Here is a 16,504-nt window from a genome sequence, read left to right as displayed (position 1 = left end):
CGATCGCCAAGTCTACAACCGGGCGTGAAAATCGGCAAACCGAAGCCGATCGATCCACGCCCAGGTGTGGCTTTCTTGATTCCATGCGGATCATGCCCTCCCGCTCATTCCCCGTCGACGGGACGCCAATTTACAGCGTCGATCACGACGTAACCGTCGGCGCCCTCGTTGGACACCAACACCTTCGCGGCATCATCCTTGGCGAATCGATATCGGCCGAGCAAGCGAAACGGAGCTTCGCCCTTGCCGTGCGGCTGGGTTTGGTCGACCACGACGTTGCTGACCCCATCGGCATGGTGAATTTGCACCGCCGTCCGTTTGGAACGGTTGGGATTGGGAGGATATCCCAAGCGGACCTCGTACCATCCCGACTCCGGCAATTCAGCGGCAAACTCCGCGGTCGCCCGCGATTCGCGAGCGTTCCCATCGTGGCGATATCCGGTTTCGCAGAACACCGATGACGAGCGACTCATCTGCCACGCACCATCCAAAACGGCTTTTACGTCATCCAAGGTCACTCCGGCAACGTCCTGAATATGAACGACCGTTTTTGCGACACTGTGACCGCCCGCACCAGGCGGCGTTTCCAAAATTTGCCCATCAGCCAGCAACCGTTCTCGCAGCTGTGCATACCCCACGTCTTGCACCGCCTTGTTGCCATCGATCGCCATCGCAGCGATCGTTGCCGAAGATTGGCCCAAGATCATGAAGACCGGTTCCATCCGAATCGAACCAAACGCCATGTGGGTGCTGGAAACACAAACGGGCACCACAAGATTTTCACACTGCTCTCGCTTGGGCAGCAAACACCCCCGCGAGATTTCGTAGGGACCATTGGTACTGACACCGATGTCACCCTCGTTTTGGACATAACCCTCGGGTGTGATGTATCGCTGCACGTTGTGAGAATCAATTGCATAGGACCCCATGCCGACAGACTCCGGCGTGGGAATTCGCTTCTGCAAGTGGTTTTGCGTGATTACGAACTCGCCGATCATCCGTCGAGCCTCGCGAACGTACAATTGGTGCGGCCAATTTCCGTTGTCGGTGAACTCATCTTTCGCGAGTCCCCAGGTTTGCATCCTGCGTTGGATGTCGTCCGGAACTCGCGGATCGTTTGCGATAAAGTACAACAATCCTTGCTGGTAACGTCGGTGCTCTTCGATGATTTCTTGGCGTCGTTCGTACGTTGCTTCGGGATAGTCATAACTCATCCCGATATGATCAAAACTGACCGGACCGTGATTGTTCGTATCGGTTTTAAAATTCGGGATCGGATCGAACTTGTTGAAAACGTTCTTCCAACCGGCATCAAAGCAGCGGACTAACACCTCGTATTCATTGGCGTCGTAACCTGCCGGCTTGGGAAACGGCACACGATTGGGGTCGAAGTTCGTCAGGCAGGTGCGAAAACAATACGCTTGCACCCGTTTGTCGCCGCTGCCATAAGCCCCTGGCGGTTCGGCGCTCACCAACGGGATCACGCCGCTCGCCGGATCGCCCGGTACGACATACGGATCAACGCGTTGAGACAGAACATCGAAATGGTGCGCGTGGTGCAGCACGCCGGTCTGGACTCCGGCAAGCGGTTCGTTGTACTCGCTCATCGATTCGCGGCCGTACGTGGTGTCAACGTTTGCGGCGGCTACGAGGTCGCCTTCGTAGGTCGCGTCGATGAAGACGCTTCCTGCGAAAGTTTGTCCGTCGAGCGTCGTGATCGAAACGATCCGTCCGTCTCGTGTCTTCACACCGTTCTCTCGGTCGAGCCACGCGTCACGGATGACCTTGAGATCGTTCTCAGCGACCAAGTCCTCGAAGATTTTCTCGGCCACATGAGGCTCGAACACCCACATCGTGGCCTGATCGTCGTCGCTAGCGCGATGTCCTTGGGCCCGGTTACCGTACTGCTGCCGAGTTTGCGCCGTCCACGACTCGGGCTGCTGGTAGTGTTTGTAAACGCGATGATAAAAGTCCTTGGCGAGCCCACCGATCACAGATTTATTTCCGGTATCGGTCCATCCCAAACCGCCGCTCGTCAAACCTCCCAAATGTTGATCGGGTGAAACAATCACCACCGATTTCCCCATCTGTTTGGCTTGAACACCGGCGATCACCGCGGCAGACGTCCCGCCGTAGATCACCACATCGGAACGCGTCGTCGTCTCATCGCAACGGGCAGGTTCCACCGCAACCAACGTGAGCATGACCAACGAAAGGGGGACTCGTAAAAACATATTTCCACTCCTGTGGGGATCGAATCTCAAAGAATAAGGCACTTCCGCTTTTCGTTTGCTAAGCGAGCGCGATTTGCATTGCGTCGCGGACAACAGGCAACACACGTCCTTGCACCTCGTCGAGCGTGCCTTCCAAGAAAGCGCCGGCAGCGGCCTTGTGCCCGCCACCACCGAACTGACGAGCGACTTCATTGCAGTCCATACCGCACCGACTGCGGAAAGAAAGTTTGAAACCGCCCCGAAGTTGACCGACAAAGATCACTGCCGCCTGCGTGCCTCGTACGGCGAGCGTCAAATTGATCGCGTCTTCGGTGTCGTTGGCTTCGGCTCCGCAGGCGGCGAAGTCTTCTTTGTTGACGTGGGTGTAAACGAGGGTGCCGTCCATTTCCGATGTCGTGCGAGACAGAATCAAACCACGTAGCTTCAATCGACCGATCGTGTCACGCTCATACAAGTCGCCGTACACTTCGCTGGGCACCACTCCCGCCTCCATCAATCTCGCGATCACGCGATACGTCTCCGGTGTAACGCTTGGAAACCGAAACCATCCGGTGTCGGTTGCGATGGCGGCGAAGACGGGCACGGCCATCGCACGCGTGATCGGAACGTTTAACGCATCGGCAGCCTGGACCACCAATTGCCCGGTCGCTTCGGCTTGGTAATCCTTGTACATCGTCGCACCGAGATCATCTTCGCCGACGTGGTGATCGAGCACGATTTTATCGCTACGCGACGCCCGAATCACGTCCCCCATGTCACCGAGCTGCGCCCACGCGCTGGTGTCGAGAATCATGATGCAATCGGCTTTCACGTCAGCCGCTTCGACACTGTCGCCGAGAACATCGATATTGCCTGCCGGGTCGAGGAAAGAAAGCGCAGGTGGCGTGCGATGCGCGTTGATGATTCGCACTTCCTTTCCGATCGCCTTGAGCACTTCGGCCATCCCCAGTTCGCTGCCGAGTGCATCACAATCCGGACGAATGTGGCTGACCAAAATGAACGATTGATAGTGGCTAATTTGGTTGACGAAGGCTTTCCAATTGACTCCCACGGAGACACTTTCTTGTTGAAGATAAAAACGATTGAGAACGAAGTTTAATGCAATAACTTACGCACTGACTCAACGTCTCGCCGTAATTGGGCGGTCAACGCGTCGGCACCACTGAATTTTTGAACAGGGCGTACGCGAGCGTTCCACTCAACGGTGAGACACTGACCGTACAGGTCGCCATCATAATCCAAACAGTGAACCTCGACCTTGGTACGCTGCTCCGCGTCGAATGTCGGATTGGGACCAACATGTACCGCGGCAAGGAGCAGCTCAGACGAATCGGTTCCGATCGATGCCGGTGAACGTTTGCCGACAGCAACCTTGGCCGCGTAGACGCCGTTTTCGGGAACGAGAGTTTCGATGTCGGTCAGATTCGCAGTCGGGAATCCGATCAGTCGTCCCCGTCGTTCGCCGCTGGTAACGCGACCGGCGATCTGATATTTCGACTGTAACATGGCGTTAGCAGATTCGATTTCGCCCGCCGATATGGCTTCGCGGATCCGTGAACTGCTGACCAGCCGCCCCCCTTCGATCCGCGGATGGACGACTTCGAGCTGCATCCCCGTCTGCTCGCAGAGCGTGCGTAGGACATGCACGTCGCCGCCTCGATCACGTCCGAAGAAGAAATTCGGCCCCTCAACCATCGTTTTAGCTTGCAAACGTTTCACGATCAGGAAGTCGAAAAACTCCTCCGCGGTACGGTTGAGAAAGTCGAGCGTGACGGGGCAAACGACCAAGGCGTCAATCCCCAATTCGCTCATCAATTCCGCCCGCCTGCGAATCGTGGTCAATCGCGCCGGCGCACTGTGAGGTCGCAGAACCGAAGCCGGATGCGGATCCAGAACGACCACCACGGCAGGACCACCAACCGCATCGGCATTCGCCCTCGTGCGGGCAAGCAGTTCACGGTGACCGGCGTGCACCCCATCAAAATTGCCGATACTGACCGCACCATTCTTCACGAGATCGATTGCCGTGGCGTCAGTTTCCAACGCGTCGAGCATCAAGATTTGGGTGGGGGCAGGGCAGGGCGGTGTCATTTCGCGGCGGACATCATTCTCAGGCGGCACGGGTGAAGCAGCCCTTCAGTATGCCTGATGATTGGAAACTCCGTCAGGACACGATCAAGATCGCGCGATCTCGGGCGCGCCAACGAGCTGTGGCCCCGAACCGTCGTTAAAGTAAACGCGGTTACGACCACGGTTCTTTGCGCAGTACAACGCCTCATCGGTTCGACGGACGATGGGACCAATCGCGAGATCATCACGTGGTTCGCTCAAACCGACGCTGATCGTCACCTCGATCGAATCCTTGCCCACCTGGATCGGTTCATCAGCAATCTTCTTGCGAACCTTGTTCATCCGATCCCCTGAAACACGAATCGGGGTCTCCGTCAGGATCGCGAACTCTTCACCGCCAAAACGAGAGACGATTTTCGCGTCGCTGAGGGTGGCCCCCAGGGTCGCAGCGACCCGCTGCAACACGGTATCGCCTACGGGGTGTCCATACGTGTCGTTGATCGATTTAAAGTGATCGATGTCCACCAAAATCAGCACGAACGAACTCCCACCACCGCGATAGGCCGCGAACATTTCATCGAGCTTCTTGTCGAAGGCACGTCGATTGAACAAACCGGTCAAACCATCGGTGCGTGCCTCGGTTAGATACGACTCGATCTGCTGGGTCTGTTCCTCGAGCTGTTTTTCAGCCGCCTGCAAGCGGGTCTGCAGCTCTTCGTTGGTGCCCATGATTTGTGAGATCAAGGTCATCACGCGGGCATCGCTGAGCATCTGGGTTTCGTCCCGGCCGCTTGCTCGCCCTGATGCCCGATCTCGCTGAACCGCGTTGATGCTTTGGCGGACATGGTCGCTGATCTGCTGGAGATCGGACTGATAACTGGAGACGTTACCCGAATACTCGTTCGTCCACCGTGCCAGACTTTGCAGCAACCCGACGATCCTTTGCCGATCGTCGTCATCGACCAGCGGCGGAATCTCCATCGATTCCAATTTCACGGGTCGCCGCCGGCCGAGCCAAAAGCCGATCAAAACCAAAACAACAGCGAGGATCGAGCTGGCAAAAAGCAGCAAGGCGTTTACGGGCGGCATCAGTGCAAAAATCCAGCAAAGACTGGCGTCAGGCGAACGAAGACACCGAATCGTTGGTGCGAATCAACTCGCCTCGAGCTATCACCACCAACCCGCTGTCCGTCACCGTTAACCCTCGGGCGGCATCCAAAACGGGATCATAGCCGATTTCGGTTTCCGGTGGGATCCGCACGTCTTTGTCAATAATCGCTCGACGGATCCGGCTGTGCCGTCCCACTTCGACGTTGTCAAACAGAATGCTGTCTTCAACCTGAGCATAACTGTTGACCCGACACCCCGCTCCGACGATCGATCGCAGCACCGTCCCCCCACTGATAATGGCCCCCTGACAGATGATCGAATCGAGCGCAACACCTTTCCGGTTGGACCGCCCCTCGCTGCCGAAGACAAACTTGGGCGGAGGCAATTGGGGTCGGAAGGACCGGATCGGCCATTGCGAATCGTACAGATTCAATTGGGGGTCAACCGTCACCAAGTCCATGTTGGCTTCATAGTAAGCTTCGAGAGTGCCGACATCCCGCCAATACGCGTCGCTCTTTCGATTCTCATCCGTAAACGGGAACGCAAACACTTTGCTGTCGGCGATCGCGGCGGGGATGATGTTTTTGCCAAAATCATGGCTGCTGTTGGGGTCCGTCGCGTCATCGCACAAACGCTCAAATAGGAAACGCGTGTTGAAGACGTAGATGCCCATCGAGGCAAGGCAAACGTCGGGGTTGTCCAACGTCGGCTTGGGATCGTTCGGTTTCTCTTCAAACTCGATCAGGCGGTTATCCAGATCGGTCTGCATCACCCCAAATTGGCGAGCTTCGTCACGGCTAACCCGCAGAGCTCCGACAGTGATGTCCGCCCCCATGCGATGGTGAAAATCCACCATCGTGTGATAATTCATTTTGTACAAGTGATCCCCAGCGAGGATGACCACGTACTCGGGCATCGCCCGTTCGATCGCGTAAATATTCTGGTAGACAGCGTCCGCGGTCCCTTGATACCAATTGTCATCGATGCGTTGTTGGGGGGGGACGACGTCGATGAACTCGCCGAGTTCGCGGCTAAAATAATTCGTCCACGCGAGCTGGATGTGACGGTCGAGCGATTGAGCTTTGTACTGAGTCAGCATCAACAGCCGTCGCATGCCGCTGTTGAGACAATTGCTCAGGACGAAATCGATTATGCGATAGCAACCGCCGATCGGCACCGCCGGTTTCGCGCGATCTCGCGTCAACGGTTCCAACCGGGAACCACGCCCGCCCGCCAGAATCACCGTCAGGGTTCGTTGCATCATTTCCAGATCCATCATTTCACACAACTCATTGCGAACCGGGCCCACAGAACTGCATTATCGGGCACGAGAAACCCCTTCGTGCAGCAGAAAGGGTAACGAACACCACCAAAACGCAAAACACCTTTTCCGACAACGTAGCAAATTGGTGCGTTGTTTGCTTGGTTTCGTTTTTCGCAGCAAATTCACTGCCAATTTTTCAAGCGAATTCAGTTCATTCGGGTCAATCAACAAAAATGCATCTGGTCACGTAACACAAGGCCTCCCGTTGAAACTCCCGAAAGTCCCCATCTTCCTCAAGGAGAATCGAAAATGCAGAAGCAATGGAAGCGAATCAGCATCGTCTTAGCGACCGCTTGGGTCGCGACGCTTATCGTTGGCGTCATGATGAGCCTGCCCCATGCGGCAAACAACGACGCCTACGCCGAACAGCAAATTCAGGGTCGCGCGGCGATGCAAAACCTGAACACCGCACAAGATATCTCGTCCGCCTTCCGCACCGTTGCGGAAGTGATACGGCCCAGCGTGGTCAGTATCAGCACCAAAACCGATGTCGCATCCCGCGCCCGACAACTACCTCCGAATCTCCGCCGGCAATTGCCGCCGGGATTCGAAGAATACTTCCGTGACGGCCGCGGGCGGCAAAACTCCGAACCCCAACAACAAGGCCAAGGCAGCGGAGTGATTGTCCGTGAAGATGGCTATATCTTGACCAACAACCACGTCGTCGAAGGCGCCGATATCGTTAGCGTCGAACTCAGCCACGGGGTGAAAGTCGATGCTGATGTTGTCGGCACCGACCCCGAAACCGACCTCGCGGTCTTGAAGATCAACCGTGACGGCCTGACCGCGGTTCCGTTCGGCGACAGTGACGCGATCCAAGTCGGTGACTGGGTGCTCGCCATCGGCAGCCCCTTTGGTCTCGATCAAACCGTGACCGCGGGCATCATCAGCGGAAAAAACCGCGTCCAAGGAATCGTCGACGGCGGTCACGGATTTGAAGACTTCTTGCAAACCGATGCCGCCATCAACCCCGGCAACTCCGGTGGCCCGCTGGTCAACTTGCGGGGTGAATTGATCGGCATCAACACGGCGATTTTGTCTCGATCGGGTGCCAGCGCGGGGATCGGTTTCGCCATCCCCGTTGGACTCGCCCGACCGGTCCTCAACTCGATCATCGAACACGGTGAAGTTCGTCGCGGATTCCTGGGTGCCCAGGTCGCCGACGTGACTCCGGAAGTCGTCGAAGAATTCGGCCTCAAGGTGAATAAGGGTGCGTTGATCCGTGGCGTGTTGGCCGGCCAACCTGCCGCCAACGCTAAGCTGCAACCCGGTGATGTCATCCTCGAAACCGACGGACGCCCGGTGACCACCAGCTCGCGATTGGTCAACTACATCGCCAGTCGTCCGCCGGGAGAGAGCGTCCAGATGAAGGTCAACCGGAACGGCAAGATGATGGATGTCACCGTCAACCTGCAAGAACGAACCGACCAAGCGATGGCGATGTTCGGCGCGGGAACGGCACTGGGAGCCGAACTCGAACCCGTCACGCCTCGCACGGCCGAACGATACGGCTACACGGATCTGGAACAAGGCCTGATCGTCACCAGCGTCAACGATGAGGGCATTGCCGCCGAGGCGGGAATGCAAGTCGGTGACGTGATCGAAGGTGCGGCCGGTCGCCCGGTCAACTCGGTTGCCCAGTTGACGCAGATCCTCGCCGAGGCTCAGCGGCAACAGGTGCCACTGCAAGTCGTTGTGCGGCGCGGCAACACCCGTATGTTGCTCGTGATCCGCTAACGCACGCCAACAACCGACGGCGTTCGACACGACACGTTATACGGCAGCCGACATGGGGAACGCTTCCCCATGTCGGCTGTTTTTGTTTGGTCACGAGATGTACTGGTTCACTCGGCCATCTCGTCAGCAACAATCGCCAACGTTTCAACCAAGTGGGCCGCCGTCATGCCAGCGGCGCTGATCGCCGACGCGGCCACATCGCCAGCCCGGCCGTGGATCCAAACGCCCAATCGGGCGGCGTCCCATCCAGACAAACCCTGGCCGAGCAACGAGGTGATTACACCGGTCAGCACATCACCACAACCAGCCGTCGCCATCGCGGGATTGCCGGTTGAGTTGACAAAGGTTCGCCCCGGTGCATCCGGCGCACATCCATCCGTCACGCGTGTCGGTCCGCCTTTGACAACGATGGTGATCCCCAAGCGGTCCGCCATGCGCTGCGCCGCGGCCAATTGCTCGTCACCATCGCTCGCGGGAACCCCCGTCAATCTCGACAACTCTCCCGGATGGGGCGTCAACACGACGGCTGCATCACCTTCCGTCCTGACGATTGCTTCATCGTCGAAAAGACGATGCTCTGAGATCACGTTGAGCGCGTCGGCATCGAACACGACTGGCGTTTGACGTTGCCGCAGCAATCCGTCGACAATCGCAACGCTGCCCTCGTTCGTTGTCATCCCCGGTCCCACCCCGATCGCGTCTTGCCGAGATATCAATCCTTTCAGCGGCGACCAAGCACCCACCGAAAAACAACCGTCTTGGGCAGGCATCGCGATCGTCATCAACGCCGCATGGAACCCGGCGACCGTTTCCAAAACCGGATCGGGAACGGCCGCAGCGACCAGCCCCGAACCGGTATGCAACGCTGCGATCGACGACAACGAGATCGATCCCGCCATCCCGCGCGATCCACCAACCAACAACACGCGACCAAAGGTCCCTTTGTGGTCAGATGATTCGCGGGTCCGCAGTTTCAATGGACGACGTTGCATCAAAATTCCTGGTAAAGCAGTCGATGAGGCGAGCAAGGACGTCTACTCACGGCGGGTTGCCAACACAGCCCGCTTCGCCCATCAGTCTAACGCACCGTTAAGTCTGCCAGACCAGGATCCGCCTGCCAACGCAGAAACGGCTATCGCGTGACATCGGAAACCCGATCAAACGCCCTCGTACTGGCTAATCGATCGTTCCTTCGCGTCTTTCTCGGCGGCGATCAATTGCGTGGCGATCAGACCAGCCAAATAGGCGCCTTTGAACCCCGCATCGATGTTGACCACCGCAACGTTCGCCGCGCATGAAGTCAACATACCCATCAATGGGGTCAGTCCCGCGAAATTCGCCCCGTACCCCGTGCTCGTCGGAACCGCGATGACGGGAACGCCGACATGGCCGGCGACCGTCGGCGGCAACGCGCCCTCCATGCCCGCGATCACCACAATCGCGGCCGCCTTTCGCAGGGCAGGAACCGCCGCGAGCAACCGTTGCGGACCGGCAACTCCGATGTCTTCCACACGCCGGTGGGCGATCCCCATCCATGTGAGCGTTTCGACCGCCTCCTCAGCTACTGACGCATCCGTACTGCCCGCCGTCACGACCGCCACATGGGCAATGGCATCGTCCAAGACCGGCGAAACGAGCTGTGCGGGCTGTCCCGCAATTCGCAGTGTTCGAGCCGCTGGATTGTGGTGCGTGTGACGGAAATGGCGTCGCAACTGCGCCGCGGAGGTCGGATCGATCCGAGTGATCAGGCAACTCTGCTCCGCCCCGAGCTGCGTTTCGACGATCCGGATCATCAAATCGGTGCTCTTACCTTCGCCATAAATCACTTCGCCGAACCCGCACCGGTCGCGGCGACCGAGATCGACCGTGGCTCCCGGTATCGAGGCGACTTCACCAAGAGCGCCCATCTTTCCATCATCGGTTTGCCGCATCATGGACGCGACGCTCCCGGCCGCTTGATCAACCCCGACGGTTCCGTTGGCAACGGAAGCCAGTAATTCTCGCAGGGAAGAGGGGACTTCGTTGCCGATAGACGGCGATTGCGGGGCAGGGGGAGTCATCGGAAATTTTGTAGGGAAGGACAACGGTGGGGGGAAGAATGTCGATTTATACTGCCGCTTGCGTCTTTGGGCAGCGGCCACTTAAATGACACCCCTTACAAACATAGACAAATTTACCCCGTGATTGGATGTTGATTCGATATGAAAAGTTGCGTGCTGGCTTATTCCGGTGGACTCGATACCTCCGTCATCCTCGGATGGTTGCAGGATCAAGGCTATGAAGTTCACTGTGTTTACGTAGATTTGGGCCAGCCCTGTGAGGATCGCGACGCGATTATGGAGAAGGCTCGCACCTGCGGCGCGAAATCTTCACGACTCGTCGACGTCCGCGAAGAATTGTGCCGCGATTTCGCGTTTCCCGTGCTCGCCTGGCAAGCCAAGTACGAGCAAATCTATCTTTTGGGCACCTCGATCGCTCGCCCCCTGATCAGCAAAGTCTGCCTCGAAGTCGCTCGCGAAGTCGGCGCCACCGCCTACGCCCACGGCGCAACCGGCAAAGGCAACGACCAATGTCGCTTCCAACTCGCCGCCGAAGCTCTCAACCCGAGCATCGAAATGATCGCCCCCTGGCGGATCAAATCGTTCCGTGACGCCTTCCCAGGACGCACCGAACTGATCGAGTACTGCGACGCCAAACGAATCCCCGTCAAAGCATCGACGGCGAAACCGTACAGCAGCGACGAAAACGTTCTGCACATTTCCTACGAAGCCGGCAAACTCGAAGAGCTCGACGTCAACGGCGTCGAACTCGTCGATTTCGGAATGGGCGTTTCACCACAAGCTGCACCGGACAAAGCTGAAGAAGTGACGATCGGATTCGAATCCGGCGTCCCTGTGACCCTCAATGGCAAAAAAGTCACAGCGCTCGAAATGGTCGAACAACTCAACACCGTCGCCGGACGCAATGGCGTCGGCCGGATCGACATGGTCGAAAACCGATTTGTCGGCATGAAGAGCCGTGGCGTCTACGAGTCGCCCGGCATGACAGTGCTCTACGACGCATTGATGTATGTCGAACAACTCACTATGGACCGCGACCTGATGCACTTGCGAGACCGCCTCGCCCCCGAAGTCGCCGAAATGGTTTACTACGGTTTCTGGTACACGCCCAAGATGGACGCCCTCTTCGCATTCATTCGCGAAGCACAAAAGCCCGTCACCGGCGAAGTCACGCTGCAGCTCTACAAAGGCAACATCATGGTTGCTTCCCGTACGAGCCCCAACAGCCTCTACGACGAAGAAATCGCCACGATGGAAGGTGGCGGATCGTACAACCAAGACGACGCCGAAGGATTCCTTCGCATCCATGGGCTGCCAAGTCGCGTTCAAGGCCGCGTCTCCCCGCGGAAGTTCTAAGAACGGCTGCTCTCAAAATCGAATCACAAAAAACGCCGACGTCGCAATTTTGCGATGCCGGCGTTTTTGATTTGCAATGTTTGATGGCGAGGTTTTTCTCGCGTTCAAGGCGGGTGCCTTCCCAAACTCGCATCCTCAACAGGTGCGATTGCCCCAATCACTTTGAAATCTGATCAATCCAACACGTCGTCGGGCAACGGCTCACCGCCGCGTGGCGTCACGAGCGCATTGACCGTCATCGGTGCGGTCGTCTCAGGCATGAAATGCCCCCGGCCGTCAACCGTGACCACACACACGCCGCCTTCGGTCACCCCGCCAAAATCGTTCCCCGACGTCGAGTTGATCTTCCCGCCCGTCCCCACAAAATCGAGATCAAGCGGTTCGGTCCACGTGCTCGAAACCCGAGCTTCGACCAACAAGAGCGTTTTGGTTGCCCCGTCGGTCACTTGCTTCGGCCCCAACGCTCCCGTCTTAGGAAACAGCGTGCCACTGCCCGTGACCAAGTGGTAGACGGTGTCGGTTCCCCATGGCTGCGAGTCAGGATGCCGATAAATCGATGGCATGTCTTGATAGGTCATCATCTGGTTTGGTCCGCTATCCCAAGCCGCGCTGAGATTAAACCGTTCATACAAATCCTCCTCACCGAGGTACGGCAAAATCGCGACGCGCCACGAAAGCAACGGTTTGCCCGATCGGCTGTAAATCGCCGGGGCAGGGTAGGAACCATGGTCGGCCGCATACGCGTTGAGCGCCTGAGCGATCGTTTCCATGTTCTTGATGCTCGCGAGCCGGGCACGGCCTTCTCGCAACCTCTGAGCGGTCGTACCACCGATCCGCGCCACCGCGATGATGGACGCCCCGACCAGCAATAACATCACGACCGCGGCAGCCACCCAAGCGGCAGATCGACGTTTTCGAGGGCCCGAACCACCGGCCTTCGAGGTCCGGTTCGAAGCCGCGCCAGGGGCAAAATCAGGTAACGTGATCTCACGTCCACAAACCACACATTCGCCCGATTGACCGCTGAATTCATCTTCGACCTCGGTTCGCGTGTGACAGTGTGGGCAAGTGAACAAGTACGGCATACGATTCACACGTTACGCGACAAAGAACAACAAATTTCATACTCACACCTATCTTAGCGAGACTTCTTCGTGAAAGTCATCCTGCAACGGAGTTTACAAGCCGACGTCCGCGTCGATGGCGATATCGTGGGTCAGATTGATCATGGCTTGGTCGCACTCGTCGGGATCGCCCATGGCGACTCGGTCGATACCGTCCGCGCGATCGCCGACAAAACCGCCAACCTACGGATCTTTCCCGATGAAGCCGGCAAGATGAATCGAAACGTCGTCGAAGCGGGAGGCGGTGTTCTCGCGATCAGCCAATTCACGCTATTGGCCGATTGCCGCAGAGGACGACGCCCTTCGTTCACCGCTGCCGCACCGCCCGACATGGCCAAAAATCTGTACGAACGCTACGCCGATCACCTGCATTCGCTCGGCCTCCCGGTAGCACGCGGAATCTTTGCCGCGGACATGGCCGTATCACTGGTCAATGACGGCCCCGTCACGATCATCCTCGATTCCGACGAAATCATTCGCTAACGCCGGTTCGAAGGATCAAGCAGCGGCTGCGGGAAATCGCTCTCGGCCGTCCGATGACTTGCAAACTCAGCGGCGAGCCGCGTCACGATTTCCGGGTGCAATGCCGCCACATCGGATGCCTCCGCAGGGTCGGTCGCAACATGATAAAGCTCCCACGCCCCAGGCCTCTTGCTGTTCGTCTTCGTCCGAACCGCTTTCCAGTCGCCGTCACGGATCGCAAAGATCCCGCCGTAACCGGCGAACTCCCAAATCATGGGTTGCTCGCGGTGAGGCGTTTGTCCTCCCGTCAACTCGGCACTCAAATCAATCCCGTCGATAACCTGCCCGGCCGGTAATTCACCACCGCAGACCGACGTGAGCGTCGCAAACCAATCCGGGAAATACGATGGCATCGTCGACACCGAACCGGACGTGATGTGCCCCGGCCAACGAACGATGCAGGGCACTCGCAGGCCGCCTTCGTAACAACTGCCCTTGTACCCTTTCAAACCACCGGCGGATTCAAAAAAGGTACACCCAGCGCCTCCGATGTGAAAACGAGGATCACGGCCACCGTGGGTCGGCCCGTTATCCGAAGTAAAAATCACGATCGTCTCATCCGCCACCCCGTATTTATCAAGACGATCCAACACCGTTCCGACGTGCTCATCAAGATCCGAGATCATTGCCGCGTAAGCGGCCCGTGGTCTTGGATGCGGCAGGTAACCATTCTCGCCACGGTACACGCCGTTCTCTTCATCCCATGCAGTCGGATATCGGTCGATCCATTCCTGCGGCGGTTGCATCGAAACATGAGGTTCGACAAAAGGCAGATACAAGAAAAATGGACGGTCACGATGCTCGCCGAGCCAATCGAGTGCTTCGGCGAGAATGCGATCCGGTGCATAGACATCGGCACGATAATCATCCGCGACAACGGCACCGGTCGGCTTTTTCCGATGGCCGGGAATCGGCGATTCGTTGATCGTCTCCTCTTCCTCATCGCTGTTTAGAAACGGCGGGTAATAGCTGTGTGCGTTGCGTTGGCAGTTGTAACCGAAGAATCGATCGAACCCTTGATTGTTCGGACCACCTGAAGTGTCACTCGGCCCGAGGCCCCATTTCCCAAAACCTCCCGTCGCGTACCCCGCCGCCTTCAACACTTCCGCGATTGTGACTAACTCGCTGGTGATCGGCCATTGCCCCGGAAACTTGCGACCGTTTCCGGAATCACGGTTCCCACGAATCTCGGCATGCCCGAGATGTTGTCCGCTCATCAACACACAGCGGGCCGGCGCACAAACCGGGGCACCGCTGTAATGCTGCGTCATCCGCATTCCCTGGGCGGCCAACCGGTCGAGATTCGGAGTCTGAATCTTCTGCTGACCGTAACAACCCAGTTCGCCGTACCCCAAGTCATCTGCCATGATGAAAACGACGTTCGGTGGGGTATCCCGAGACTCGTCCGCATGAATCGAATCGCGATGCGTCATGCAAGCCCACAAGGCCAACGCACCGCAACACGATGAAAACAGAAAATTGAAGGATCGACGAGACACAGAACACTCCATGGGTTGGCCGAAGAAAACGTGGGGACGAGACAGGAGCTGCGGGAGGCAATCGGATGACGCCGGGAAATGCTCGCCGAGCCAAGACCAATCAGATGAGGCAAAATCAGGACCGCGTAGAACCAGGGCAGGGCAGGGCAGAGACAGGCGGGGCAGCCGACCGTTCGCTGAACCGCTGCGACACATGGCTCGGCCGTGAACCCACGATACCACAAGCAGCAATAAGGGGCTGAATCGTCGCGTCCACTTTCCTTTGCCCCCGCGTCAGCTTAGGCTGGAGGCGACAGTTCGAGATCTTCCAACGTGACATATTCGAGATTTGAAATGCGAATTGGTGTGCCGGTCGAAACATGGCCGGGCGAACTCCGAACGGCGATCGTGCCCGACAACGCAAAGAAACTGATCCGCCTCGGTTTCGAAATCGTTGTCCAATCGGGACTGGGAGTTGCGTCTGGTTTTTCCGACCAACAGTATGCGGAGGCGGGTGCTTCAATCGAACCGGATCGTAACGCGGTGCTGAGCCAATCGGACATCGTGTTACGCGTTCGCCAACCCGAAATCGATGATCTCCAATCGCTGAAACAGGGCTCGGTCCACATCAGTTTTCTGGATCCGATGAACCGCCGCGACCTCGTCGATACGATGGCTTCACGCGGTGCCACGGCGATCTCGATGGAAATGATCCCCCGGAGCACCCGGGCGCAAAAGATGGATGCGCTCTCATCGCAGGCGAACTTGGCCGGATACGTCACCGTGATCCAAGCCGCGTATCACTGTCCCAAAGCGTTCCCGATGATGATGACACCCTCGGGAACGATTCGCCCGGCGCGGGTGTTCGTGATCGGAGCCGGGGTTGCCGGTTTGCAAGCGATCGCGACGGCCAAACGTCTCGGTGCTCGCGTCGAAGCGTTTGACACCCGGCCCGTCGTCGCCGAACAAGTCCGATCGCTCGGGGCCAAGTTTGTCGAAATTGACCTCGGCGAAGTCGGCCAAACCGAACAGGGTTATGCCAAAGCACTCACGCCCGAACAAATCGAATCGCAAAAACAGGGACAGGCCGCCGTCATCGCGGGATCCGATGTGGTGATCACGACCGCGCAGTTGTTTGGCCGCCCCGCACCGCGGATCGTTACCGCCGAAATGGTCGCCGCGATGCAGCCCGGCAGCGTCGTCGTCGACATGGCCGTCGAATCAGGAGGCAACGTCGAAGGTTCCGTCCTGAATGAAATCGTCGACGTCGGCGGCGTCAAAATCCTCGGCATGGGAAACCTCCCGTCGCACGTCTGCCGAAACGCCAGCGAGATGTATTCCAACAACCTCGTCAGCCTTCTTACCGATTTCTGGGATAGTGAAACCAAGCAGTTGACGCTGTCTCCCGACGATGAAATTGTCCAAGCCGCTGTGATCACGCGCGACGGCCAAATCGTTCACCCGATGATTCAAGACAAACAATAACACC

13 protein-coding genes are annotated in these 16,504 nt (G+C 57.8%); 4 read left to right on the top strand and 9 right to left on the bottom strand.

The window, feature by feature from the left end; translation table 11 throughout:
- Nucleotides 1-104: 104 nt before the first annotated feature.
- From NB063_RS28305 to glgC, 5 genes are read right to left on the bottom strand one after another with little or no spacing between them, the layout of a single operon-like run.
- Entirely contained in the window at nt 105-2,234 is a 2,130-nt protein-coding gene (locus NB063_RS28305; RefSeq protein ID WP_407652739.1) for an FAD-dependent oxidoreductase, read from the bottom strand.
- Between the two features lie 58 nt (nt 2,235-2,292).
- Entirely contained in the window at nt 2,293-3,285 is a 993-nt protein-coding gene (locus tag NB063_RS28300) for a DHH family phosphoesterase (RefSeq protein ID WP_250932429.1), read from the bottom strand.
- Nucleotides 3,286-3,329: 44 nt separating this feature from the next.
- Nucleotides 3,330-4,355: a bifunctional riboflavin kinase/FAD synthetase gene (locus NB063_RS28295; protein ID WP_250932428.1), complete on the bottom strand. Its 1,026-nt coding sequence runs from the start codon at nt 4,353-4,355 to the stop codon at nt 3,330-3,332.
- A gap of 54 nt (nt 4,356-4,409) precedes the next feature.
- Nucleotides 4,410-5,393 (bottom strand): GGDEF domain-containing protein, encoded by a 984-nt coding sequence (locus NB063_RS28290; RefSeq protein WP_250932427.1) that lies wholly within the window; start codon nt 5,391-5,393, stop codon nt 4,410-4,412.
- A gap of 28 nt (nt 5,394-5,421) precedes the next feature.
- Nucleotides 5,422-6,690: a glucose-1-phosphate adenylyltransferase gene (gene glgC, locus NB063_RS28285; protein WP_456062002.1), complete on the bottom strand. Its 1,269-nt coding sequence runs from the start codon at nt 6,688-6,690 to the stop codon at nt 5,422-5,424.
- A gap of 297 nt (nt 6,691-6,987) precedes the next feature.
- Here glgC and NB063_RS28280 point away from each other — a divergent pair, with 297 nt between their 5' ends.
- On the top strand, nt 6,988-8,475 hold the full coding sequence (locus NB063_RS28280) for a Do family serine endopeptidase (RefSeq protein ID WP_250932425.1): 1,488 nt from the start codon (nt 6,988-6,990) through the stop codon (nt 8,473-8,475).
- A 107-nt stretch (nt 8,476-8,582) separates the two neighbouring features.
- Here NB063_RS28280 and NB063_RS28275 read toward each other — a convergent pair whose 3' ends face one another.
- Together NB063_RS28275 and larB are read right to left on the bottom strand one after the other, a co-directional pair.
- Entirely contained in the window at nt 8,583-9,467 is an 885-nt protein-coding gene (locus tag NB063_RS28275) for an NAD(P)H-hydrate dehydratase (protein ID WP_250932424.1), read from the bottom strand.
- Nucleotides 9,468-9,632: 165 nt separating this feature from the next.
- The gene (gene larB, locus NB063_RS28270) at nt 9,633-10,535 is read right to left on the bottom strand and encodes a nickel pincer cofactor biosynthesis protein LarB (RefSeq protein ID WP_250932423.1); all 903 of its coding nucleotides are present in this window, start codon (nt 10,533-10,535) and stop codon (nt 9,633-9,635) included.
- Between the two features lie 141 nt (nt 10,536-10,676).
- On the opposite strand from larB, the gene NB063_RS28265 reads away from it, so the two are divergent.
- A complete protein-coding gene (locus NB063_RS28265) occupies nt 10,677-11,891 on the top strand; it encodes an argininosuccinate synthase (protein ID WP_261367649.1) in 1,215 nt (404 codons plus the stop codon).
- A 173-nt stretch (nt 11,892-12,064) separates the two neighbouring features.
- On the opposite strand, the gene NB063_RS28260 is transcribed toward NB063_RS28265, so the two are convergent.
- The gene (locus tag NB063_RS28260) at nt 12,065-12,976 is read right to left on the bottom strand and encodes a DUF1559 family PulG-like putative transporter (protein WP_250932421.1); all 912 of its coding nucleotides are present in this window, start codon (nt 12,974-12,976) and stop codon (nt 12,065-12,067) included.
- Nucleotides 12,977-13,045: 69 nt separating this feature from the next.
- Here NB063_RS28260 and dtd point away from each other — a divergent pair, with 69 nt between their 5' ends.
- Nucleotides 13,046-13,498, top strand: coding sequence for a D-aminoacyl-tRNA deacylase (gene dtd / locus NB063_RS28255; RefSeq protein WP_250932420.1), 453 nt, complete (start codon nt 13,046-13,048; stop codon nt 13,496-13,498).
- Here the strand turns inward: dtd and NB063_RS28250 are convergent.
- Nucleotides 13,495-15,036 (bottom strand): arylsulfatase, encoded by a 1,542-nt coding sequence (locus NB063_RS28250; RefSeq protein WP_250932419.1) that lies wholly within the window; start codon nt 15,034-15,036, stop codon nt 13,495-13,497. The genes dtd and NB063_RS28250 overlap by 4 nt on opposite strands.
- Nucleotides 15,037-15,369: 333 nt before the next feature.
- Between NB063_RS28250 and NB063_RS28245 the strand changes: the two genes are divergently transcribed.
- Nucleotides 15,370-16,500, top strand: a complete 1,131-nt coding sequence (locus NB063_RS28245) for a Re/Si-specific NAD(P)(+) transhydrogenase subunit alpha (RefSeq protein WP_261367653.1) — start codon at nt 15,370-15,372, stop codon at nt 16,498-16,500.
- Nucleotides 16,501-16,504 lie beyond the last annotated feature (4 nt).

This window comes from Aporhodopirellula aestuarii (assembly GCF_023701485.1).
Taxonomy (GTDB): Bacteria; Planctomycetota; Planctomycetia; order Pirellulales; family Pirellulaceae; genus Rhodopirellula; species Rhodopirellula aestuarii.
Note: the sequence above shows the minus strand (reverse complement) of the source record. Positions and strands in the feature narration are given on the sequence as shown.

Excerpts from the sequence above, each read along its gene's own strand:
- NB063_RS28305 (WP_407652739.1), bottom strand. The coding sequence starts at position 2,234 with ATGTTTTTACGAGTCCCCCTTTCGTTGGTCATGCTCACGTTGGTTGCG.
- NB063_RS28265 (WP_261367649.1), top strand. The coding sequence starts at position 10,677 with ATGAAAAGTTGCGTGCTGGCTTATTCCGGTGGACTCGATACCTCCGTC.
- larB (WP_250932423.1), bottom strand. The coding sequence starts at position 10,535 with ATGACTCCCCCTGCCCCGCAATCGCCGTCTATCGGCAACGAAGTCCCC.
- NB063_RS28260 (WP_250932421.1), bottom strand. The coding sequence starts at position 12,976 with ATGCCGTACTTGTTCACTTGCCCACACTGTCACACGCGAACCGAGGTC.
- glgC (WP_456062002.1), bottom strand. The coding sequence starts at position 6,690 with ATGGATCTGGAAATGATGCAACGAACCCTGACGGTGATTCTGGCGGGC.
- NB063_RS28280 (WP_250932425.1), top strand. The coding sequence starts at position 6,988 with ATGCAGAAGCAATGGAAGCGAATCAGCATCGTCTTAGCGACCGCTTGG.
- NB063_RS28275 (WP_250932424.1), bottom strand. The coding sequence starts at position 9,467 with ATGCAACGTCGTCCATTGAAACTGCGGACCCGCGAATCATCTGACCAC.
- NB063_RS28245 (WP_261367653.1), top strand. The coding sequence starts at position 15,370 with ATGCGAATTGGTGTGCCGGTCGAAACATGGCCGGGCGAACTCCGAACG.
- NB063_RS28290 (WP_250932427.1), bottom strand. The coding sequence starts at position 5,393 with ATGCCGCCCGTAAACGCCTTGCTGCTTTTTGCCAGCTCGATCCTCGCT.